The following is a 21,289-nucleotide window of genomic DNA, read 5'->3' as shown; positions in this document are numbered from 1 at the left end:
AACACATGTTCTTCCTATGATCGGGGTGGCAGTCGTCATGACCGCAGGCACCAGACCCGCAGGCGCCCGACCCGGACGCGCCCGACTCGTCCGGGCCGGCTCCGCCGTCCTCGCCGGCTCCCTGCTCGCCGTCGTCGCCGCGTGCAGCCAGAACGGCGCCGACGGCGGCACTCCGCCGCCGGGCGGCTCACCCGGCGGCTCCGCCGCCCCCCGCCCGGCCGCCCCGGCCCCGAAGCCGGCCGGCTTCACCCTGGTGGCCTCCGGCGACGTCCTTCCGCACGACTCGATCATCCGCCGGGCCGCCGCGGACGCGGGCGACGGCGGCTACGACTTCCGCCCCATGCTCGCCGGCGCGAAACCGGTCGTCTCCCGCGCCGACCTGGCCATCTGTCACATGGAGACCGTGTACGGGAAGGCCGGCGGGCCCTACACCGGCTACCCCGCCTTCAAGTCCCCGCCCGAGATCGCCGCCGCCCTCAGGGCCACCGGCTACGACTCCTGCTCCACGGCCTCCAACCACACCCTCGACGACGGCGCCGCCGGTCTCGGCCGCACCCTCGACGCCCTCGACGCGGCCGGCGTCAAGCACGCGGGCTCGGCCCGCACCGCCGCCGAGGCCGCCCGCCCCACCCTCCTCAAGGCCGGCGGCGCCACCGTCGCCCAGCTCGCCTACACCTACGACACCAACGGCTACCCGCTTCCCGAGGGGAAGCCCTGGGCGGTGAACCTGCTCGACGAGTCCAGGGTGATCGCCGACGCCCGCGCGGCCCGCGCCGCCGGCGCCGACGTCGTCGTGGTCAGCGTCCACTGGGGCACCGAGTGGCAGACCGAGCCCGACGAGCGCCAGCTCTCCCTCGCCCGCGCGCTCACCGCCTCCGCCACCGGGGGCCGCCCCGACATCGACCTGATCCTCGGCACGCACGCGCACGTGCCGCAGGCGTACGAGAAGGTCAACGGCACCTGGGTGATCTACGGCATGGGCGACCAGATCGCCGGCGACATGATCAACCACCAGGGCGCCTTCGACCCGCGCGGCAACCAGAGCAGCATCGGCCGCTTCACCTTCGCCCCGCCGAAGAAGCCCGGCGCCCGCTGGGAGGTCACCAAGGCCGAGTTCCTGCCCCACTGGTTCGACACCGGCCGCGGCCGGGTCGTGAACCTCGGCGCCGCCGACGGCTCCGACCCCCGCCACCCCGGCATCCGCGAGACGATCCGCCAGGTCGTCCTCGGCCGGGGCGCCGACAAGGACGGCCTCACCCTGGGCAGGTGACCCCGTCGGCCGGTCAGGGCACCACCGTGACCGGCCGGCGTCCCACCGGTGTCCGCTCACCCTGCGACGGTATCGGCCCATCGGGTGCATTCGACGGACGGCCCGGTGTCGGTGAGGGGCCCGGGACCCTCCCCGGACGGACCATTGGTCATGAAAAACGATCAGCTGCCCACCGGTCGGAGGTCGGTACTGCGCCTGGCGGCCGCCCTCGGCGTCACCGTCACCGCCGGGGCGTTCGCCGTCGACCGGCTCGGAGCCCTCGACGACACCGCGGCCCCGTCCCCGGGCGGACCCGCCGCCGCGCGTCCCCCCGCCGCCGGTCCGCCGGCCGCCGCGCCCCGGCTGCGCCCCTCCGCGTACCGGCTCCAGCCCATGACCGCGTACGCCCCCGCCGTCCGGCCCCCCGCGCTGCCGCCGGTCCGCAGACGGCCCTTCCTCTCGCTGAGCGACGTCGGCCGCTCCATGGTCCTCACCTTCGACGACGGCCCCGACCCCCGCTACACCCCGGCCATCCTGGAGACCCTGCGCCGCTACGGCTGCCGGGCGATGTTCTTCGTCTGCGGCGAGATGGCGGTGGAGAACCAGGACCTGCTGCGCGAGATGGCCGACGACGGGCACGTGGTCGGCAACCACTCCTGGTCGCACCCGCTGGTGCCGAAGCTCCGGCCCTCCCGCATCAGGGACGAACTCGGCTCCACCAGCGAGGTGGTGGAGCGCGCCCTCGGCGCCGCGCCGGTCTGGTACCGGGCCCCGTACGGCGCCTGGAACCGGCACTCCTTCGAGATCGGCGCCGAGCTGGGCATGGAGCCGCTCGCCTGGACCGTGGACACCCTCGACTGGAAGGAGCCCGGCAGCGACACCATCGTCCACCGGGTCCTCGACGGCGCCGGACCCGGCGTCATCGTCCTCTCGCACGACGCCGGCGGGAACCGCTCCCAGAGCGTCACGGCACTGCGCCGCTATCTGCCCGAGCTCCTCGACGCGGGGTACACCCTCACCGTGCCCCGGCGCTGACCGGGCGTCACGCACCGCGGGGCCCCGGGGACTTCCCCGGGGCCCCGCGCACGCGCGCGTGCGTCAGCGGGAGCCGACCATCCGCGCGTAGACGACCACGTTCCCGTCGTATCCGTTGGCGCGGGTGTAGCCGCCGCCGCAGGTGATCACCCGGAGTTCCGGGTGGCCGGTGTCCCCGTAGACCTGGGGGCCGGGGAAGTCCTGCTTGGAGTAGACCTCGACGCCGTAGATCTCGAAGACCGCCACCCGTCCGTCGTACCGCTCGACCTCGACGTGCTGCCCCTTCTCCAGGGAGCCGAGGCCGTAGAAGACCGCCGGGCCGCTGTTGTTGTCGACGTGCCCGACGATCACGGCGGTGCCGCGCTGGCCGGGCGCGATGCCGTTCTGGTACCAGCCGGCGAGGTTGGCGTCCTGCGGGGGAGGGGCCGCCACCCAGCCCTCCGCGTCGAGCCCCACGTCCATCACCGGGGCCGCGACGTCGATCGCCGGGATGCGGACCCGGGAGGCGGGCGCGAAGGGCAGCGCCTGGACGCCCGCCGAGGCCTCGGCGGGCGGGGCGACGACCGGGCGCGCCACCGGACGGGCCGCGGCGGCCGGCTGCGGGGGGCCGCCGGCGACGTCCACGCCGTTGCGCATCATCGCGATCCCGGACAGCATGGCGAGGGCCAGGACGCCCCAGGGGTGTCGTCTCCTGCGCTCAGGGACGCGGAAGTCCTTCGGGGGCATGGTTCTCCCTTCGTGGCGACGTGTGAACGGTAAGGGCGACCGGACACCCCCGCGCGCCGGGCGGCCCGAACGGGTCGCCCCCGCCGCCGTACGGGTGGCGACGCGCCGGCGGAAGGCGCGCGCACCGGCCGACCCCCCGTCAGAAACCCTGCGGGCGACGGTCCTCGGGCCCCACTGGTCGGCTCGGGTGACGGGCCGCTGACCCATCCGAGTACTCGTCGGACAATCGTTTCGCGCGCCCCTGACCTGCGGTTGTGCCCTTCAGGGCAACTCGATCGGCGGCATCGGCGCTCACCGGACCGGCCCAGTGCCGAGGTGCAGGGCGGTGCCCGAGTTGTGATGGTTCGTCATGGAAGGCGTACTCGTCGAATCTCCCGGAGCACCGCTTCGGGGCGTCTTCCACTGGAGGTTCAACCATGCGTGCTGCACGCACTCTGGCGGTGACCGCCACCGCGTTCGCGGCGGTCGGCCTGGCCGCGCCCCTCGCCGCCGCCACCAACGGTCCCAGCAATGTCCAGGTCAGCCCCTACGACGTCCACGCGGGGTCGACGATCACGATCACCGCCAAGGGGTGCGGCCACGGTGGCACCGTCACGTCCAACGCCTTCCCGGAGACCAACCTCTCGGTCAACTCCAACGGCCTGTCCAGCGCCATCGCCCGCGTCTACAACAACGCCACGCCCGGCAACTACAACCTCGCCGTCAAGTGCAGCGACAACTCCCGTGTCGTCACGCACCCGTTCCGCGTCCTCGCGGGCCGCGGCGCCCAGGGCGGTCTCGGCGGTTCGCTGGCGCCCAGCTCCACCGAGATGGCCATCGGCGGCAGCCTGGTCGCCGCTGCCGCGCTCGGCGGCGGTGTCTTCGTCCTCCGCCGTCGCCGCATGACCGGCACGAGCGCCTGACCGGCCGAACCTCCCGGTCGGCCGACCGTGCCCGCCGCCCCCGCGTTCCGGAAGGGACCCGGGGGCGGCGGGCTGTCCGGCGCCGGCCCCGGGGAGGATCCCGGGGCCGGGGCCCCGGCTCAGTGCTTGCGCCCGCTCGTGCGGCGCCGGATCGCGTACGCCGAGCCGGCCGCCGCGACCAGCACCAGGGCCGTACCGGCCGCCAGCGTGCCCGGTCCGACGGCGCTCTGCGAGCCGCCGAGGCCGCCCTGCACCCCGCGCGGGGTGAGCAGCACCGTCGAGCGGGCGGTGGGCGAGAGCGTGGCGAGACCGCTGATGGTCAGGTCCACGGTGTCCTGCACTCCGCCCGAGCAGTTGAACGCCACCGTGTACACGGCGCCGCGCTTGGCGTCCGCGTCCACGGTGGCGGTCACCGACGACCCGGGGGCGATCTGGACGGTGTCGAAGATGCCCGCGGTCGCCGTCGCGGTGCTGGAGCAGCCGGGGGCGCTGAGCGTCACCTGGCCGCCGGGGGCGACGAGCGACGGGGAGACGACGAAATCGCCCGGGGCCTTCGCGCCCCGCACCCGCGGGTTCGGCGCGGGCGCACCGTCGGCCGCGAAGGCGACGGTGACGGGGGCGGCCAGGGCGAGGGCGGCCGCCCCAAGGAGGGCGGTGGACGCGGCACGTATCGCGCGCATGGTGATTCCTCCGGGTACCGAGGGCCGGCCGCGGCGGATTGGCCGCATGGAGCCTGCGTGCACCTCGTTGCCCGAAACGCTAGGAGCGCACTACCACAGCCGCGATCCCAGACGTGCGAATGGGGCACGGTTGTCCCCCGGGCGGCCCAGCCCCACCCCCTCGGTCAGCCGGTGACCTGCGGGAACAGATCGGTGAACGGCGCGGCGGAGTCGGCCAGGCCGCGGCCGTACGGCGCGTCGAAGTCCCAGATGAGGAAGAGCAGGAAGGCGATCAGCGCGCTGTAGAGGCCCGCGAGCAGCAGCTCGCGCCCGGTGCGCCGGATCTGGAGGGTGAAGATCAGCCCCACCGAGACCAGGGCGCCGATGATGAGGCCGAACCAGACGACCCCCGGCATGGTGTCCCCGGCGCTCTGGCCGCGGGCGCCGCGGGCGTCGTCGGCGACCATCACCTGGTCGACCAGCGGCTGGTAGGCCTGCCCCTCGAAGTCGCCGGCCGGTTCGTAGTCGGTGACGCTCCGGCGGACCTTCTGGAGCAGGGCGTCGCCCTCCGGTGTCGTACTGCCCTGCGCGGCCTGCTGCTCGAACTCCTCGTCGACGACGTAGGTCACGTACGCGTCGACGTCGGCGCGGATCTGCGTGCGGACCATCACCGGGTAGACCTCGACGCGTTCGGAGATCTCGTGCATGGCCTGCGCCTCCTGGCGCGCCACCTCCTGGGCGGCGCCGCGCGCCTCCCACACGCCGGCGATGGCGAGGCCGAGGACGATCGCGTAGATCACGCCGATCATCATCGTCATGTACTCGATGACGTCGGGGGTCTCGCTGGGGTCGTCGTCCGCGGGGATCCGCCGGTGGTTGATGACGACGATGGCCAGGACGACGGCGCAGGCCGCTGCCATCGCCAGGGTCAGGACGAGCCATTCGGACATGGGTGTTCGGTCTTCCTCTACGGGAGTCGGGTTCGGGGTCGTGGTGCGGGGGTGCCGCGGCCGGGCCGGATCAGCGGGAGGAGCGCGGGCGCAGGATCGCGGTGGCGAGGACGGCGGGCGCGGTGATGAGGAGCATCGTGGTGACGGGTGACGCGGTGCTCTTGGGCTGGGGCCTGCTGGTCCGCTGGTAGTGCGGCAGCGCGGCGGGCGGTGCGGCGGCCGGGCGCGGCGCCGCCGTGCGGGCGGGCGGCGGGGCCGGGGGCGCGGGGGCCGGCGGAGCCTCGGGCGCCGGGGTGGCGGGCGCGGGGGAGGGCGACGGCGGGTCGGGGGCGGGGCGCGGTGCCGGGGTGGTGGCCGGCGGCCGTACGGGGGACGGAGGAGGCGGGAGCAGCGGCGCGGGCACCGGCTCGACGGACGGCGGCTTCGGAGCGGGCCGTACGGGCGGCACGGGCGGCACCGAGTACTGCGGCGGCTCGGGAGGGGTGGGCGGCTTCGGCTCGGGCGGCTTCGTCGGCTTGGGCGGCTTGGTCGGCTTGGGCGGCTTCGGTGGTGGCGAGCACGCGTCCGGGCCGACGACCGCCACCGAGGTGTGCGAGCCGTTCGGCCCGACGGTGGCGTAGGCGCAGGAGTCGGCGGCCGCCGGCGCGGGAGCGGCGAGCAGCCACACCAGGCCGGCGGCCGCCAGCGACCGCGTGAGAGGTGATCCGTACAGAGACACGCCGACGAGCTTGAACACACGTAGGGCGAACCGGGGGCCGAATCCGCTCTGATTCCCCGGATGGTGGGGATCTTGGGATGCACCGGTTTGACGTTTTGCCGCGGACTGCCCGATCCGGAGCAAGGACAGGGCCGTCGGAGCAGGTGTGGAGGGGGCGTGCGCCGGGGCATGAAATGGCCGACGGAAGCCGTCGACGGCCCCCGTGGGAAGAACTGTCCGGTTGTCGCCCTGCCCTTGATCCGGTTCCGGCGGTAAGGCGGTCGGCGGCGGCCGGGTGCCGGGAAGCCGACCGCCGAGGTGCGGAGGGGTGCGGGGGTGCGCAACGGGCCCCCGACGGCGGGCCGGAGAGCCGTCGCACGACCATATGCACGTGAATTTGCACGACCTGAAGGCGTGAACTCTTCGTTCCGCACACATGTGCCAAAGGCGTGTGACCAAGAACGGACCGCGAATTTCCGTTTCTACTCGCTCTCTCGGCGGGCGATCAGTAGCCTCACCTCGAACACGGCCGCGAACACGGGGCCGCATCCCCCATGGCGACTTGTTGGAGACATTGATGGAGCGTCCCGCCTGGGCTCCGCCGGGTATCGACATTTCGGTACCGAGCGTGTCCCGTATGTACGACTTCTATCTGGGCGGCTCGCACAATTTCGAAGTCGACCGGGAAGCGGCCCGCAAGGCCATGGAGTTCCTGCCGGGCCTCCCCAAGATCATGCAGGCGAACCGGGCGTTCATGCGCCGCGCCGTCCGCTTCGCCGTGGCGGGCGGCGTCACCCAGTTCCTCGACATCGGCTCCGGGATACCGACCTTCGGCAACGTGCACGAGGTCGCGCAGGCCGCCGACCCCGCCGCCCGGATCGTCTACGTCGACCACGACCCCGTCGCCGTCGCGCACAGCCGGGCCGTCCTGGAGGGAGTCGACGGCGCCGTCGTCGTCCCCGCCGACCTCCGCAAGCCGGCCGACATCCTCCACAGCCCCGAGCTCACCGGCCTCCTCGACCTCGACCGGCCGGTGGCCCTGCTCCTCGTCGCCGTCCTGCACTTCCTGGAGGACGCCGACCGGCCGTACGAGGCCGTCGCCGAACTCCTCGACGCGCTCGCCCCCGGCAGCCTCCTGGTCGTCACCCACGCCTCGTACGAGGGCATCCCCGTCGACGAGGAACGGGCCAGCGGAACCGTCGACGTCTACCGCAGCACCCGCAGCCCGCTGGTGATGCGCTCCCGGGAGGAGATCGCCCGCTTCTTCGACGGCACCGAGACCGTCGAACCCGGCGTGGTCTCCATGCCGCTGTGGCGGCCGGACAGCCCGGCCGAGGAGGAGGATCCGTACGCCTTCTCCGGCTTCGCAGGTGTGGGGCGCAAGGCGTGAAGGTGCCGTCGCAGCCGTCCGGATCCGCCGCGGAAGCCGACGGCCCGGAGGACAGACTCAGGCGGTTCGTCACCATCTGGAGCCGGGCCATCTTCCCGGTGACCGCCACCTCCCTCACCCGCGCCGAGTTCGAGGTCCATCTCCTCCCGCTCGCCCGCCTGCTGTGCGAGGCGCTGCTCGCGCGGCCCTTCGACACCGCCCCCGCCCAGCGGGCCGGTGCCGGCCTGGTCGACGCCCACTGCACCGACCCGGACGCCCTCGGCCGCAGCCTCGGCGTCGTCGACTCGTACCTCGTCCTCTACTGCGGGACGGACCCCGAACTCGCCGCCGAGGAACTGCGGGCCCGCTGCGCCCGCCTCCAGCACGCCATGGCGACCGGCTACGCCCAGGCCCTGCGCGAGCGCACCCGACTGGAGCAGGAGGCCATCGCCCGCTCCGCGCTCGCCGCCCGCAGCGCCGCCGAGATCGCCCTGCACGCCACCGAGAGCCGCTTCCGGGCCGTCTTCGACGGCGCCGCCATCGGCATCGGCATCGCCGACCTCGACGGCCGGATCGTCGAGATCAACGACACGATGACCCGCATGTTCGGCGGGGTCGAGGCGCACGTCCGCAGCCGCAACGTCAGCGAGTGGGTCCACCCCGAGGACGGCCCGCACGTCTGGCGGCTCTACGAGGAGCTGGTGCGCGGCGAACGCGAGCAGTACCGGGTGGAGAAGCCGTACTACCGCGGCGACGGCACCGTGCTGTGGACCAACCTCACCGTCTCCCTGCTCCGCGACGCCGAGGGCCGCCCCCAGTACCAGCTCGCCCTCATGGAGGACATCACCGAACGGCGCCTGCTCCACCTGCGCCTGCGGTACGAGGCCACCCACGACGCCCTCACCGGACTTCCCAACCGGACGCTCTTCTTCGAGCGCCTGGAGAAGGCCGTCGCCCCCGCCACGGGCGGCGACGACGCCCGCTTCGCCCTCTGCTACCTCGACCTCGACGGCTTCAAGGCCATCAACGACAGCCTCGGCCACTCCGTCGGCGACCGGCTCCTCGTCGAGGTCGCCGACCGGCTCCAGGCCTGCGCCACCGGCCCCGGCGAGATGGTCGCCCGGCTCGGCGGCGACGAGTTCGTCGCCCTCACCACCGGCACCGGAGGCGAAGGGGACGCGGTCGCCCTCGCCGACCGCATCCTCGCCGCCCTCTCCACCCCCGTCGGCGTCGACGGACGCGAACTGACCGTGCGCGGCAGCCTCGGCGTCGTCGAGGGACCGGCCGGCGAGCGCACCGCCGCCGAAGTGCTGCGCAGCGCCGACATCACCATGTACCGGGCCAAGTCCGCGGGCGGCAACCGCTTCGAGCGCGCCGACCCCGAGGCCGACGCCCGCGCCATCACCCGGCACGGCCTCACGACCGCCCTGCCGACCGCCCTGGAGCGCGGCGAGTTCTTCATCGAGTACCAGCCGCTCGTCCACCTCGACGACGGCAGCGTCCACGGCGCCGAGGCCCTCGTCCGCTGGAGCCACCCGCAGCACGGCGTCCTCGGCCCCGACCGTTTCATCCCGCTCGCCGAGGACACCGGACTGATCGTCCCGCTCGGCCGCTGGGTCCTCCAGGAGGCCGTCCGGCAGGCGCGCTCCTGGCAGCTCGACACCCCCACGTCCGGCAACCAGCTCCGCATCAACGTCAACCTGTCGCCGACGCAGCTGCACCACCCCCGGCTCGTCGCCGACACCGTCGACGTCCTCGAGCGCGCCGGGCTCGCACCGGGCGCGCTGTGCCTGGAGGTCACCGAGTCCGCCCTGATCGGCGCCGACGAGGACCTCCTGAAGCCGCTGCGCCAACTCGCCGAGATGGGCGTCGACATCGCCCTCGACGACTTCGGCACCGGCTACTCCAACCTCGCCAACCTGCGCCGCCTCCCGGTGAGCGTCCTCAAGCTCGACCGCTCCTTCACCCGCGGCATGCAGCAGCACCCGGTGGACCCCGTCGACGTGAAGATCGTCGAAGGCATCGTCTCCCTCGCCCACAGCCTCGAACTCGCCGTCACCGTCGAGGGGGTGGAGACCGCCGCACAGGCCGAACGCCTCCGGGAGATCGGCTGCGACACCGCCCAGGGCTGGTACTACGCCCGCCCCGGCGCCCCGGACCGCATCCACTCCCTGGTCCTCGCCGACGCGGTGTGAGCACACGCGCGTGTGGGCCCGGAACTCCTGAGGACCGGGCCCACACGGGTGAAGCGCGAAGGGGGCGAGGAAAGCGAAGGGGCTATGTCATCAGGAGTATGAGAAGGAAGCCCCTTCATGGCCTCGCCCCGAACCGACCGTAGCACTCAGGCGGGGACCAGGTCGCGCAGATTTTCCGGCGTGACGACCCGGGACCCCGGCGCGAGACCCTCCGGCCGGGCCGGCCCGAGGTACGTCACCGGCTCCGCCGGCACCGCGCCCCCGGACCACTCCGAGACCTCCGCACCCGACTGCCGGGCCAGCTCGACCAGGTGACGCACCGTCACCGGCGTCCGCTCGACCGCCCCACGCAGCAGGAGCGCCAGCGAGACCCGGTGGTCCTCCACCCGGTTGTCCGACGGCGTGCCCCGCAGGCACAGGTGGAGCCAGTGCGCGTGCCACCGCCCCTCCTCGTCCCGCCGGAAGGCCACCGGCAGCGCCACCCGCCCCGGCCCGCGCAGCTCGGACTTCATCCGGACCGTGCGCGGCTCGAAGGGGCGGCCGCCCTGCTCGCCCTCGCGGAGCATGTACCCGAAGAAGGACTCGGCCGTCTCCTCGAAGGTCTCGCCCGCGTACACGTGCACGTGCGGGACCACGAAGGTGCCGCGCACCGCGCCGAGCCGCAGCTCGATGAACTCCGAAGCGCCGGCAGGGGCTTCGGTGACGTCCCCGGAGTGCCGGCCCTCCACCGTGCTCAGCTCCGTGTACGACAGCCAGGAGATCGTCGCGTACCGCTCGTCGAGGAGCAGAGCCGACAGGTCCAGGTCCGTCCTGCGCCGCGCCTCCTTCCAGTACATGAAGAACCGCAGCAGCTCGCCGTCGACCGGCGAGACGGAGCCGCGCGGCAGCACCCCGAACCCTCCCGTCGAGGCCCGGCCGCTCAGCGGCAGCGCCACGTCCAGGATCGCGGGGTCGACCAGCAGGCGTCCGGTCACGGGGAGCCGTCGCCGGGTCTCCCCGTCGAGCAGCGCGAGCAGCCGCCGCTGGACGTCCCGCGGCAGGTCGCGGCGGGTGTCCGCGGTCACCCACGCGGTGCCGTTCCGGTTCACGAACAGGCGCCGGGGCGCGCCGGACGCGTCGTGCCGGTTCTGCAGGTGCTCCCGCACCGACAGCACCACCCGGCCCGCCACGTGCGGCGCGACGCGCTCCGTCGCGGCCAGCACCGCCTCCCGGCCGGCGTCGTCCGCCGCGGTGCGCAGCAGCCGGTCCAGGGCCCGGAAGAGCCGCCCGGGCGCGGCCGCCGCCAGCAGCTCCGCCGCCCCCGGCACGTCCTCGTCGGCGAGCAGCGCCTCGAGGCGGGCGTCCAGGGACGGCGCCCGCAGCTCGCCGCGCGCCACCGCGAACACCCGGGCCGCGTGCGGCCACGCCGGGTGCTCGTGCGGGTGCAGCCGCTCGCCGAGCCGCTTCCACGCCTCCCGGTGCCGCCCCACGTCGGCCAGCTTCTCCGGGGCCGCCGCCACCACCGCGTCCAGGCCCGCGAGCAGGAGCCGGCGCAGCGGCCGGGACAGGCCGCGGAAGCGGGTCCGCTCCCGCAGCGTCACGTCCCCGTCCGACAGCGCGCAGGCCAGCCGCAGCACGTCCGTGACGGTGTCGAGCAGCGGGGCGGCGCCGGCCCGCAGCCGGGCGGCGTTGACCACGGCCCGGTTCTCCCGGACCGGGATCTCCGCCGGCTGCGGCCCGTCCGCGCAGTGCGCGGCCAGCACGGCCAGATCGGCCAGGTGCTCCTCGCCCAGCGGCGTCACGGAACCGGCCAGCGACACGTACAGCGCGCCGATCTCCTCCCCGACGGCACCGCCGAGGTGCAGCACGGTCAGCCGGTCCCCGCCCGACGGGGTCAACTCCTCGTGAGCGGCGAGCAGTTCCTCGTACGAGTGCTGGTACCGGCCGTAGCCGGGCAGCGTCAGCAGGTTCAGGACCCCGGCGCTCAGCTGCGCCTCGACGGCCGCCCGGGCCTCGGGGTCGTCGAGCGCCTTCAGGACGCACGACAGCCAGAACTCCTGGGTGTCGGGGACGTTGTGGGGGAAGTCGATGAAGTACGCGTTGTGCCGGACGTGGTCGCCGACCCGCTCACGGACCGCCTCCAGCGCCCGGCGGGCCAGCTCGACGACGGTCTCGGCGGACCGCCCGGACAACTCCCGCAGCAGCGGGTTCGCCAGGGCGAAGCCCGCCGTCCGCAGCGCGGCGTCGAACCGCAGGGCGGCGGCGGAGCCGTCCCCGGCGGGACCGGCGGGCAGGGGCAGCCGCAAGGTGTGCCGGACGAGCAGGCGTTCGAGAGCGTGGTCCATTCCGCGATGCTCGCAGCCCGCCCGACCGCCACGCACGCGGATTTCGGGCGGCCCCCGGCCGGTCAGCCGGGCCGCCCGGACCCCTGCGGCGGCACGGAAGCGGGAGCCGCCGGCCCCGCCAGGAGCTCCGGCAGGCCCGAGCGGGTGGCCGCCACCACCACGCGGTCGCCGGGGCGGAGCGCGTACCCCGGATGGAGTTCCCACGACAGTGCGGGCGGCTCCTCGTCCGCGTCGGCGCCGGTGTTCGTGTCCGGCGCCAGGACGCGCCACGAGCCGGGCCGGAAGGCCTCCGCCGCCGTGCGGCCCTTCAGGTGCGCATCCGGCGCCCGAGCTTGCGGTTGTACGTCCGCAGCACCAGCCGGACGCCCAGCACCAGCCGGACGCCCGGCGCCAGGCGGCGCGCCAGGAACGCCGCCCGCATGGTGACCTCGTCGTCCTCGTACAGCGGCGCCGGCGCCTCCGCGCCCCGTAACCCGGCCCGCAGCAGAGTCCGTTCGTCGGGCGCGGCCCCCTCCACGTACCGGATCCCGGGCGCGTTCCCCCACCCGGGGGCCGGGGCCGGGGGCGACGAGGACGACCTCCCTCCGGGACACCCCGGCCGGCTCGGCGGCGAGCCGGTGCGCCAGAGCGTCGTCCCCGAGGACGAGCAGGGCCGGCTCCGGCGCGGTGATCCGCTGTTCCTCCCCCGTGGCGGGTCTCCGCTTCCGCTCAGTGCTCGTGACGGACGGGCTCGGGCAGCGGCAGCCGCTCCTCCGCGGGCCCCGGATCCACCGGCGCCCGCCGGCGCCGGTCCGTCACCCAGGTGGCGACCGGCTCCGTGTACCGCGCCGTCAGCGGGCCGACGACGACCAGGATGAGGACGTACGCGGTGGCCAGCGGGCCCAGCGAAGGCTCGATCCCGGCCGTGACCGCGAGCCCCGCGATGACGATGGAGAACTCCCCGCGCGCCACCAGCGTCCCGCCGGCCCGCCACGCGCCCTTCGGGGAGATCCCGTTGCGCCGCGCCGCCCAGTACCCGGTGGCGATCTTCGTGGCCGCGGTGACGACGGCGAGGGCCAGCGCGGGCAGCAGAACCGGCGGGATGCTCGCCGGATCCGTGTGCAGCCCGAAGAAGACGAAGAACACGGCGGCGAACAGGTCCCGCAGCGGGCTCAGCAGATGGTGCGCGCCCTCCGCGACCTCACCCGACAGCGCGATGCCGACGAGGAACGCGCCGACGGCCGCCGAGACCTGGAGCTGCTGCGCGATCCCCGCGACCAGCAGCGTCAGCCCGAGCACCACCAGGAGCAGCTTCTCCGGGTCGTCGCTCGACACGAAGCGCGAGATCACCCGCCCGTACCGCACCGCGACGAACAGCACGAGCCCGGCCACGCCCAGCGCGATCGCGAGCGTCGCGCTCCCCGCCGCGAGCCCGGCCCCGGCCAGCAGCGCGGTCACGATGGGCAGGTACACCGCCATCGCCAGGTCCTCCAGGACCAGGATGCTCAGCACCACCGGCGTCTCGCGGTTGCCGAGCCGCCCCAGGTCCCCGAGGACCTTCGCGATGACCCCGGACGACGAGATCCACGTGACTCCGGCCAGCACCACCGCCGCCACCGGCCCCCACCCCAGCAGCAGCGCCATGGCCGCACCCGGCAGCGCGTTGAGCGCCCCGTCGAGGAGCCCGGCCGGGTACTGCGTCTTCAGATTGGAGACCAGATCGGTCGCCGTGTACTCCAGACCGAGCATGAGGAGCAGCAGGATCACCCCGATCTCGGCACCGATGGCGACGAACTCCTCGCTCGCCCCCAACGGCAGCAGCCCGCCCTCACCGAACGCGAGCCCGGCCAGCAGATACAGGGGTATGGGCGAGAACCTCAGCCGCCCGGCCATTCGGCCCAGCAGGCCGAGACCGAGGATGATCGCTCCGAACTCGATGAGGAAGACGGCGGACGAGTGCACCGATCACTCCCTTCCCAGGATGGTGGCGGCGGCGTCCACGCCCTCGTGGGTGCCGATGACGATGAGGGTGTCCCCGCCGGCGAGGCGGAAGCCCGGGCCGGGGGAGGGGACGGCGTCGGCGCGGCGCAGGACGGCGACGATGGACACGCCGGTCTCCGTGCGCATGCGGGTCTCGCCGAGGGTGCGGCCGTTCCAGTGGGAGGCCGAGGACAGCTCGATGCGCTCGGCCACCAGGCCCAGCTCGGTGGTGTGGAGCAGGTTCGGGCTGTGGTGGGCGGGCAGCAGCGCGTCGACGAACGCGGCGGACTCCCCGGCGGTCAGGTGCAGCGACTGCAGACAGGCGTCGGGGTCGTCGGACCGGTACACGTTGACCGTGCGGGTGCCGTCGCGGTGGGCGATCACCGACAGGTGCCGGTGTTCCCGGGTGGTGAGGTCGTACTGGACGCCGATGCCGGGAAGCGGCGTCGAGCTCATCCGTGAAGTGGGCACGGCCCGGACTCCTCGTGTCGTCGAATGGCGTGGGCGCGCGCGGCGAGGAGGCCGGTGCCCCTGTGCAGAGGCGGGAGTTCCGGGGCCGCGGCCGGAACATGCTGCCATGCCGGACGCCCTTCGCACATGGGTGCCGGCACGGATGGACAGTGGACCCGGACGGCGGTGACGATGGGGCGGGGACGTAGGCTTCTTCCCAGGTCAGAACGGTCGGCGCGGTCGGCGGATGACCGGCGCCGCCGGGGGCCGACAGGGGCTGACCCGGACCGACCGGGGCCGACCGGGGCCGACCAGAGCCGTCGGCGTCAGGGAGAGGGAGAGAGCAGAACGGTGTCACTGTACGGACGGATCTTCCTCCTCAACGCGGCCGTCCTCGTCCTCGCCGCGGGACTCCTCCTGGGACCCGTCACCGTCTCCACCCCGGTCCTCCTCGGCGAGGCGGTCGTGGTGGTCGGCGGTCTCGTCCTGATGCTCGTCCTCAACGCGGTGCTGCTGCGCGTGGGCCTCGCCCCGCTCGGCCGGCTCGGCCGCGCCATGGCCGCGGCCGACCTCCTCAAGCCGGGCACCAGGGCCGAGGTCACCGGACGCGGTGAGATCGCCGACCTGACCGCCGCCTTCAACGCCATGCTGGACCGGCTGGAGACCGAGCGGGCCACCAGCAGCGCCCGGGTCCTCACCGCGCAGGAGGCGGAGCGCCAGCGGATCGCCCGCGAGCTCCACGACGAGGTGGGCCAGACCCTCACCGCCGTCCTCCTCCAGCTCAAGCACACCGCCGACCACGCCCCGGCGGACCTCCGCGAGGACCTGCGGCAGGCACAGGAGACCACCCGCGCCGGACTGGAGGAGATCCGCCGGATCGCCCGCCGGCTGCGGCCCGGGGTCCTGGAGGAACTGGGCCTGCACAGCGCGCTCCGCTCCCTCGCCGGCGAACTCTCCACCCCGGGCCTCCGGGTGACCACCCAGCTCGCGCCCGCCCCGGTGCCCCTCGACCCGGCGACGGAACTCGTCGTCTACCGGGTCGCCCAGGAGAGCCTCACCAACGCGGCCCGCCACGCCTCCGCCGGCCTCGTCGAACTGAGCCTCGGCCCGTCACCGGGCGGCGGGACCCGCCTCCTCGTCCGCGACGACGGCCGGGGCACGGCCGACGCCGAGGAGGGCGCGGGGATCGGTGGCATGCGCGAGCGCGCGCTGCTCGTCGGCGCCGAGCTGAGGGTGGGACCGGGGGCGGAGGGCGGTACGGAGGTACGCCTCGACCTGCCGGAGCGGCGGACGGCGGGACCGGCCGCGGTACCGGGAGCGGAACCGGTCCCGGCGGCGGCAGGCGCGCGTGCGGAGGCGGCGGGGCCCGGAGCGGCGCCCGGTCCGGTACCTGGACCTGTGCCGATGGCAGGTCCTGCGTCGGCGTCGGCGTCTGCGCCCGGGTCCGGCGGTGAGCCCGTACCCCGTACCGGTTCCGTACGGACGCCCGGAACCGACCCCGTACCCCTGCCGGCCCCGACCCCTGGACACGAGCGATGACCTCCCCCGTACGCCCGCCCGCCCGGATCCTCCTCGTGGACGACCACGCGCTGGTACGGCGCGGGGTGCGGCTCATCCTCGACGCGGAGCCGGACCTGGAGGTCGTCGCGGAGGCGGGGGACGGGGCGGAGGCGGTCGCCGCCGCACGCGGGGACGCCCGGCTGGACCTCGCCGTCCTGGACATCGCGATGCCCCGGACGACCGGGCTCCAGGCGGCGCGCGAACTCGCCCGGCTGCGGCCCGGGCTGCGGATCCTGATGCTGACCATGTACGACAACGAGGAGTACTTCTTCGAGGCGCTGAGGGCCGGCGCCAACGGGTACGTGCCGAAGTCCGTCGCCGACCGGGACCTCGTCGAGGCCTGCCGGTCGGCACTGCGCGACGAACCGTTCATCTACCCGGGCGCGGAGACCGCGCTGATCCGCAGCTACCTCGACCGGGTGCGCTCCGGCGCGGGGCTGCCCGAGCGGCCGGTCACCGAGCGGGAGGAGGAGATCCTGAAGCTGGTGGCCGAGGGGCACACCTCGAAGGAGATCGGCGATCTGCTCTTCATCAGCCCGAAGACGGTGGAGCGGCACCGCGCCAACATCCTCCACAAGCTGGGGCTGCGCGACCGCCTCGAACTGACCCGGTACGCGATCCGGGCCGGGCTCATCGAACCCTGAGCCCTCGCTACGCGGTGTCCGGGCCCGTCTTGCCGCGCCGCGAGGCCATCAGCAGCTTCTGGAGCTCGCGGGCGGCGCGCGGCGGGGCGACGTCGCTGCGGTGGGCGAGGGCGATCGTGCGGCGCAGACCGGGCCGGGCGAGCGCGGTGACGCGCAGGTCGCGGCCGGCCCGGGAGGCGACCATGGCGGGGACGACGGCGAGCCCGAGCCCGGCCCGTACGAAGCCGAGGACCGCGTCCAGCTCGCCGCCCTCGACGGTGAACGTCGGCTCGAAGCCGGCCGCCCGGCACGCCCCGACGGTCAGCTCCCGCAGGTCGTAGCCGTGCCGGAACATGACCAGCGGCTGGTCCCGCAGGTCGGTGATCCGGACCGGCCGGCGCGGCGGTGGCGCGGAGGCCGACGAGACCACCACGAGGTCCTCGCGCAGCAGCTCCACCGTGGTCAGCGCCGGCGACGGCGAGGGCAGCGGCAGCACGACGAGCGCCAGGTCGAGGGAGCCGCGCGCCAGCTCCCGCACGAGGTCGTGCGAGCCGCCCTCCTCGATGAGCAGCTCGATTCCCGGGTGCAGGTCGTGGAAGGCGCGCAGGACGTCGGGGAGGAGGCCGGTGCAGAGGCTGGGGGTGGCGCCGAGGCGCACCCGTCCGCGCTTGAGCTGGGCGAGTTCCTGGACCTCGCGGCGGGCGGTCTCGGTGTCGGCGAGGATCCGGCGGGCCAGCGGGAGGAGGGCCTCTCCGGCGTCGGTGAGGGCGATGTTGCCGCGGGCCCGGCTGAACAGCTCCGCGCCCAGTTCCTGCTCCAGCGCCTTGATCTGCTGGGAGAGCGAGGGCTGCGAGACGTGGACGCGTTCGGCGGCCCGGGTGAAGTGGCGGGTCTCGGCGACGGCCACGAAGTAGAGGAGCTGCTGGAACTGCATGAAGCCCAGCCTAGGGCACACGCATAGCTACAGCCTATGGATATCAGCCAGACCATGTCTTGGACCTCTTGGGCCCTTCGGCCCTAGCGTCGAAGGCATGGCTCTGGCACCCAGCAAGGACACGGCGAACCCGAAGGACACGGGGCCCGCGAAGGGTTCGGCGTCGGTGAAGGGCCCGGCGTCCGCCCGCGAGGCGGCGCCGGCCCGACCGCCGTCCCGCACCCCCACCCGCGGCTTCTGGTCGTCGACCATCGGCAAGAAGACCGTGATGGCCGCGAGCGGCCTCATCATGCTCGCCTACCTGGTCGCGCACGTGGCCGGAAACCTCAAGGTCTTCTTCGGCCCCGAGGAGTTCAACGGCTACGCCCACTGGCTGCGGGTGATGGGCGCCCCGATCCTGCACCACGAGTGGGGACTGTGGCTCGCCCGGATCGTGCTCCTCGCGGCCGTCGGCGCGCACGCCGTCTCCGCGTACCAGCTCAGCCGCCGCGACATCAAGGCGCGTCCCACCCGGTACGCCCACCGGCGCAAGGGCTCCTCGTACGCCACCCGCACCATGCGCTGGGGCGGGATCATCCTCGCCCTCTTCATCGTCTGGCACGTCCTCGACCTCACCACCGGGACCGTCCATCCCGGCGGCTTCGAGGAGGGCAGGCCCTACCAGAACGTCATCGACACCTTCTCCACCTGGTACGGCAACACGATCTACCTCGTCGCCATGCTCGCCGTCGGGCTCCACGTCCGGCACGGCTTCTGGAGCGCCGCCCAGACCCTCGGCGTCGGCAACGCCCGGCGCGAACGCGCCCTGCGCCTCACGGCGAACCTCCTCGCGCTCGTCCTGACCGCGGGCTTCATCGCCGTCCCCGTCGGCGTCATGACCGGAGTGGTGAACTGACCATGAGCTACCTCGACTTCCGCACCGGCGAACCGATCGCCGACACGAAGGCGCCGGCCGGACCCATCGCCGAGCGGTGGGACACCCGCCGCTTCGAGGCGAAGCTGGTCAACCCCGCCAACCGGCGCAAGCACCGGATCATCGTCGTCGGCACCGGCCTCGCCGGCGGCTCCGCCGGCGCCACCCTCGCCGAACAGGGCTACCACGTCGTCCAGTTCTGCTTCCAGGACTCGCCCCGCCGCGCCCACTCGATCGCCGCCCAGGGCGGCATCAACGCCGCGAAGAACTACCGCAACGACGGCGACTCCGTCCACCGCCTCTTCTACGACACCGTCAAGGGCGGCGACTTCCGCGCCCGCGAGTCCAACGTCCACCGGCTCGCGCAGATCTCCGTCGAGATCATCGACCAGTGCGTCGCCCAGGGCGTCCCCTTCGCCCGCGAGTACGGCGGACTCCTCGACACCCGCTCCTTCGGCGGAGTCCAGGTCTCCCGCACCTTCTACGCCCGCGGCCAGACCGGCCAGCAGCTCCTCCTCGGCGCCTACCAGGCGCTGTCCCGGCAGATCGCCGCCGGGAACGTCGAGATGCACGCCCGTACCGAGATGCTCGACCTGGTCGTCGTCGACGGTCGCGCCCGCGGCATCGTCGCCCGCGACCTGATCACGGGCGAGATCTCCACCCACTACGCCGACGCCGTCGTCCTCGCCAGCGGCGGCTACGGCAACGTCTTCTACCTGTCGACGAACGCGATGAACTCCAACGCCACCGCCGTCTGGCGGGCCCACCGGCGCGGCGCGTACTTCGCCAACCCCTGCTTCACCCAGATCCACCCCACCTGCATCCCGCGCACCGGCGACCACCAGTCGAAGCTGACCCTGATGAGCGAGTCGCTCCGCAACGACGGCCGCATCTGGGTGCCGAAGGCCAAGGGCGACACCCGCCCCGCCGCCGAGATCCCCGAGGACGAGCGCGACTACTACCTGGAGCGGATCTACCCCTCCTTCGGCAACCTCGTCCCCCGCGACATCGCCTCCCGCGCCGCGAAGAACGTCTGCGACGAGGGCAGGGGAGTGGGCCCCGGCGGCCAGGGCGTCTACCTCGACTTCGCCGACGCCATCGCCCGGATGGGCCGCAAGGCCGTCGAGGCCAAGTACGGCAACCTCTTCGACATGTACGAACGGATCACGGCGGAGAACCCGTACGAGGTCCCCATGCGGATCTACCCGGCCGTCCACTACACGATGGGCGGACTGTGGGTCGACTACGACCTCCAGACCACCGTCCCCGGCCTCTTCGCCGTCGGCGAGGCCAACTTCTCCGACCACGGCGCCAACCGGCTCGGTGCCTCCGCCCTCATGCAGGGCCTCGCCGACGGCTACTTCGTCCTGCCGGCCACCATCAACGACTACCTCGCACGCCACCCGCAGTCCGAGCCCGTCACGGACGAACACCCCGCCGTCCGCGAGGTACTGGCCGAGACCGAGGACCGGCTCGCCCTCCTCCTCTCCGTCGACGGCGACCGCACCCCCGACTCCTTCCACCGTGAACTCGGCGAGGTCATGTGGGAGTTCTGCGGCATGGCGCGCACCGAGGAGGGACTGCGCACCGCGCTCCGCCGGATCCCCGAGATCCGCGAGGAGTTCTGGCGCCGCATCAAGGTCCCCGGCACCGGCGCGGAACTCAACCAGTCGCTGGAGAAGGCCAACCGGATCGTCGACTACCTCGAACTCGCCGAGCTGATGTGCCTCGACGCCCTGAACCGCGCCGAGTCCTGCGGCGGCCACTTCCGCGAGGAGTCCCAGACCCCGGACGGCGAAGCCGCCCGCCGCGACGAGGAGTTCGCCTACGCCGCCGCCTGGGAGTTCACCGGCGGCGCCCCCGTCCTCCACAAGGAGGACCTCGCCTTCGAGTACGTCCACCCCACCCAGCGGAGCTACGCATGAAGCTCAACCTGCGCGTCTGGCGCCAGAAGAACCCCGGCGCCGAGGGCGCCATGGTCACCTACGAGGTGGACGGCGTCTCCCCCGACATGTCGTTCCTGGAGATGCTCGACACCCTCAACGAGGACCTCATCCTGCGCGGCGAGGACCCCGTCGCCTTCGACCACGACTGCCGCGAGGGCATCTGTGGCGCGTGCAGCCTCGTCATCGACGGAGACGCCCACGGCCCCGAGCGCACCACCACCTGCCAGCTCCACATGCGGTCCTTCCACGACGGCGACACCATCGACGTCGAACCCTGGCGGGCCTCCGCCTTCCCGGTCGTCAAGGACCTCGTCGTCGACCGCACCGCCTTCGACCGGATCATCCAGGCCGGCGGCTACGTCACCGCCCCCACCGGCTCCGCGCCCGAGGCCCACGCGACCGCCGTGCCCAAGGCGGACGCCGACTTCGCCTTCGAGCACGCCGAGTGCATCGGCTGCGGCGCCTGCGTCGCCGCCTGCCCGAACGGCTCGGCGATGCTCTTCACCTCCGCCAAGATCAACCACCTGAACGTGCTGCCGCAGGGCGCCCCGGAGCGCGAGACCCGGGTCCTCGACATGGTCGCCCAGATGGACGCCGAGGGCTTCGGCGGCTGCACCCTCACCGGCGAGTGCGCCACCGCCTGCCCCAAGGGCATCCCGCTGCCCTCGATCGCCGCCATGAACAAGGAGTGGCTGCGCGCCCGGCGCAAGGTGAAGTGAGAGGACCTCGTCCTGCCGGACACGGACGAGAGGAGAGAACCTCTCCCCGTCGGGAACAAAGCGTCGGCCCGGGCCGTTC

19 protein-coding genes and 1 pseudogene are annotated in these 21,289 nt (G+C 73.6%); 10 read left to right on the top strand and 10 right to left on the bottom strand.

Annotation, left to right across the window (positions count from 1 at the left end; translation table 11 throughout):
* The first annotated feature begins 37 nt into the window (after positions 1-37).
* Positions 38-1,270, top strand: a complete 1,233-nt coding sequence (locus AB0E19_RS03525; protein ID WP_362172580.1) for a CapA family protein — start codon at positions 38-40, stop codon at positions 1,268-1,270.
* Between the two features lie 150 nt (positions 1,271-1,420).
* On the top strand, positions 1,421-2,284 hold the full coding sequence (locus AB0E19_RS03520; RefSeq protein ID WP_362172577.1) for a polysaccharide deacetylase family protein: 864 nt from the start codon (positions 1,421-1,423) through the stop codon (positions 2,282-2,284).
* A gap of 63 nt (positions 2,285-2,347) precedes the next feature.
* Here the strand turns inward: AB0E19_RS03520 and AB0E19_RS03515 are convergent, their stop codons facing one another.
* Positions 2,348-3,010: a class F sortase gene (locus tag AB0E19_RS03515; protein WP_362172574.1), complete on the bottom strand. Its 663-nt coding sequence runs from the start codon at positions 3,008-3,010 to the stop codon at positions 2,348-2,350.
* A gap of 416 nt (positions 3,011-3,426) precedes the next feature.
* Between AB0E19_RS03515 and AB0E19_RS03510 the strand changes: the two genes are divergently transcribed.
* Positions 3,427-3,912, top strand: coding sequence for a hypothetical protein (locus tag AB0E19_RS03510; RefSeq protein ID WP_362172571.1), 486 nt, complete (start codon positions 3,427-3,429; stop codon positions 3,910-3,912).
* A gap of 119 nt (positions 3,913-4,031) precedes the next feature.
* On the opposite strand, the gene AB0E19_RS03505 is transcribed toward AB0E19_RS03510, so the two are convergent.
* The 3 genes from AB0E19_RS03505 to AB0E19_RS03495 all read right to left on the bottom strand — a co-directional run bounded on the left by AB0E19_RS03505 (position 4,032) and on the right by AB0E19_RS03495 (position 6,239).
* Positions 4,032-4,592, bottom strand: coding sequence for a hypothetical protein (locus AB0E19_RS03505; RefSeq protein WP_362172568.1), 561 nt, complete (start codon positions 4,590-4,592; stop codon positions 4,032-4,034).
* A 164-nt stretch (positions 4,593-4,756) separates the two neighbouring features.
* Positions 4,757-5,521 (bottom strand): hypothetical protein, encoded by a 765-nt coding sequence (locus AB0E19_RS03500; RefSeq protein WP_362172565.1) that lies wholly within the window; start codon positions 5,519-5,521, stop codon positions 4,757-4,759.
* A gap of 70 nt (positions 5,522-5,591) precedes the next feature.
* Positions 5,592-6,239, bottom strand: a complete 648-nt coding sequence (locus AB0E19_RS03495; protein WP_362172562.1) for a hypothetical protein — start codon at positions 6,237-6,239, stop codon at positions 5,592-5,594.
* A 556-nt stretch (positions 6,240-6,795) separates the two neighbouring features.
* Here AB0E19_RS03495 and AB0E19_RS03490 point away from each other — a divergent pair.
* A complete protein-coding gene (locus AB0E19_RS03490) occupies positions 6,796-7,608 on the top strand; it encodes an SAM-dependent methyltransferase (RefSeq protein ID WP_362172559.1) in 813 nt (270 codons plus the stop codon).
* Positions 7,605-9,782: an EAL domain-containing protein gene (locus AB0E19_RS03485; protein WP_362172556.1), complete on the top strand. Its 2,178-nt coding sequence runs from the start codon at positions 7,605-7,607 to the stop codon at positions 9,780-9,782. The genes AB0E19_RS03490 and AB0E19_RS03485 overlap by 4 nt, the downstream gene beginning before the upstream one ends.
* A 146-nt stretch (positions 9,783-9,928) precedes the next feature.
* On the opposite strand, the gene AB0E19_RS03480 is transcribed toward AB0E19_RS03485, so the two are convergent.
* From AB0E19_RS03480 to AB0E19_RS03460, 5 genes and pseudogenes are all read right to left on the bottom strand, one after another.
* The gene (locus AB0E19_RS03480; RefSeq protein ID WP_362172553.1) at positions 9,929-12,106 is read right to left on the bottom strand and encodes a hypothetical protein; all 2,178 of its coding nucleotides are present in this window, start codon (positions 12,104-12,106) and stop codon (positions 9,929-9,931) included.
* Between the two features lie 62 nt (positions 12,107-12,168).
* Positions 12,169-12,417: pseudogene (locus tag AB0E19_RS03475) on the bottom strand (potassium transporter TrkA); the annotation flags it as partial.
* Positions 12,414-12,623 carry a hypothetical protein gene (locus AB0E19_RS03470; RefSeq protein ID WP_362173826.1) on the bottom strand — a complete coding sequence of 70 codons (210 nt, stop codon included), beginning with the start codon at positions 12,621-12,623 and terminating at the stop codon, positions 12,414-12,416. The pseudogene AB0E19_RS03475 and the gene AB0E19_RS03470, both read right to left, overlap by 4 nt.
* A 191-nt stretch (positions 12,624-12,814) precedes the next feature.
* The gene (locus AB0E19_RS03465; RefSeq protein WP_362172550.1) at positions 12,815-14,047 is read right to left on the bottom strand and encodes a cation:proton antiporter; all 1,233 of its coding nucleotides are present in this window, start codon (positions 14,045-14,047) and stop codon (positions 12,815-12,817) included.
* 3 nt (positions 14,048-14,050) lie between these two features.
* Positions 14,051-14,521, bottom strand: a complete 471-nt coding sequence (locus tag AB0E19_RS03460; RefSeq protein ID WP_360609818.1) for a TrkA C-terminal domain-containing protein — start codon at positions 14,519-14,521, stop codon at positions 14,051-14,053.
* A 345-nt stretch (positions 14,522-14,866) separates the two neighbouring features.
* On the opposite strand from AB0E19_RS03460, the gene AB0E19_RS03455 reads away from it, so the two are divergent.
* Positions 14,867-16,054: a HAMP domain-containing sensor histidine kinase gene (locus AB0E19_RS03455; protein WP_362172547.1), complete on the top strand. Its 1,188-nt coding sequence runs from the start codon at positions 14,867-14,869 to the stop codon at positions 16,052-16,054.
* Positions 16,051-16,719, top strand: coding sequence for a response regulator transcription factor (locus tag AB0E19_RS03450; protein ID WP_362172544.1), 669 nt, complete (start codon positions 16,051-16,053; stop codon positions 16,717-16,719). Before AB0E19_RS03455 ends, AB0E19_RS03450 begins: the two co-directional genes overlap by 4 nt.
* A 7-nt stretch (positions 16,720-16,726) precedes the next feature.
* Here AB0E19_RS03450 and AB0E19_RS03445 read toward each other — a convergent pair whose 3' ends face one another.
* Entirely contained in the window at positions 16,727-17,632 is a 906-nt protein-coding gene (locus tag AB0E19_RS03445; protein ID WP_362172541.1) for a LysR substrate-binding domain-containing protein, read from the bottom strand.
* A 97-nt stretch (positions 17,633-17,729) separates the two neighbouring features.
* Here AB0E19_RS03445 and AB0E19_RS03440 point away from each other — a divergent pair, with 97 nt between their 5' ends.
* Genes AB0E19_RS03440 through AB0E19_RS03430 form a run of 3 tightly spaced genes read left to right on the top strand, consistent with a single transcriptional unit; the run spans position 17,730 to position 21,210 of the window.
* A complete protein-coding gene (locus tag AB0E19_RS03440) occupies positions 17,730-18,527 on the top strand; it encodes a succinate dehydrogenase (protein ID WP_362172538.1) in 798 nt (265 codons plus the stop codon).
* 2 nt (positions 18,528-18,529) lie between these two features.
* The gene (locus AB0E19_RS03435; protein WP_362172535.1) at positions 18,530-20,470 is read left to right on the top strand and encodes a fumarate reductase/succinate dehydrogenase flavoprotein subunit; all 1,941 of its coding nucleotides are present in this window, start codon (positions 18,530-18,532) and stop codon (positions 20,468-20,470) included.
* A complete protein-coding gene (locus tag AB0E19_RS03430; protein ID WP_362172533.1) occupies positions 20,467-21,210 on the top strand; it encodes a succinate dehydrogenase/fumarate reductase iron-sulfur subunit in 744 nt (247 codons plus the stop codon). Before AB0E19_RS03435 ends, AB0E19_RS03430 begins: the two co-directional genes overlap by 4 nt.
* Positions 21,211-21,289: the final 79 nt, after the last annotated feature.

Source organism: Streptomyces sp. NPDC047974, assembly GCF_040653375.1.
In the GTDB taxonomy this organism is placed as follows: domain Bacteria; phylum Actinomycetota; class Actinomycetes; order Streptomycetales; family Streptomycetaceae; genus Streptomyces.
The sequence above is the reverse complement of the archived record's forward strand: the minus strand, read 5'-3'. Positions and strand labels throughout refer to the sequence as shown.

Bases quoted from the DNA above. Each gene is read 5' to 3' on its own strand.
- AB0E19_RS03525 (WP_362172580.1), top strand. From the start codon at position 38: ATGACCGCAGGCACCAGACCCGCAGGCGCCCGACCCGGACGCGCCCGA.
- AB0E19_RS03520 (WP_362172577.1), top strand. From the start codon at position 1,421: ATGAAAAACGATCAGCTGCCCACCGGTCGGAGGTCGGTACTGCGCCTG.
- AB0E19_RS03515 (WP_362172574.1), bottom strand. From the start codon at position 3,010: ATGCCCCCGAAGGACTTCCGCGTCCCTGAGCGCAGGAGACGACACCCC.
- AB0E19_RS03510 (WP_362172571.1), top strand. From the start codon at position 3,427: ATGCGTGCTGCACGCACTCTGGCGGTGACCGCCACCGCGTTCGCGGCG.
- AB0E19_RS03505 (WP_362172568.1), bottom strand. From the start codon at position 4,592: ATGCGCGCGATACGTGCCGCGTCCACCGCCCTCCTTGGGGCGGCCGCC.
- AB0E19_RS03500 (WP_362172565.1), bottom strand. From the start codon at position 5,521: ATGTCCGAATGGCTCGTCCTGACCCTGGCGATGGCAGCGGCCTGCGCC.
- AB0E19_RS03490 (WP_362172559.1), top strand. From the start codon at position 6,796: ATGGAGCGTCCCGCCTGGGCTCCGCCGGGTATCGACATTTCGGTACCG.
- AB0E19_RS03480 (WP_362172553.1), bottom strand. From the start codon at position 12,106: ATGGACCACGCTCTCGAACGCCTGCTCGTCCGGCACACCTTGCGGCTG.
- AB0E19_RS03460 (WP_360609818.1), bottom strand. From the start codon at position 14,521: ATGAGCTCGACGCCGCTTCCCGGCATCGGCGTCCAGTACGACCTCACC.
- AB0E19_RS03450 (WP_362172544.1), top strand. From the start codon at position 16,051: ATGACCTCCCCCGTACGCCCGCCCGCCCGGATCCTCCTCGTGGACGAC.
- AB0E19_RS03445 (WP_362172541.1), bottom strand. From the start codon at position 17,632: ATGCAGTTCCAGCAGCTCCTCTACTTCGTGGCCGTCGCCGAGACCCGC.
- AB0E19_RS03440 (WP_362172538.1), top strand. From the start codon at position 17,730: ATGGCTCTGGCACCCAGCAAGGACACGGCGAACCCGAAGGACACGGGG.
- AB0E19_RS03435 (WP_362172535.1), top strand. From the start codon at position 18,530: ATGAGCTACCTCGACTTCCGCACCGGCGAACCGATCGCCGACACGAAG.
- AB0E19_RS03430 (WP_362172533.1), top strand. From the start codon at position 20,467: ATGAAGCTCAACCTGCGCGTCTGGCGCCAGAAGAACCCCGGCGCCGAG.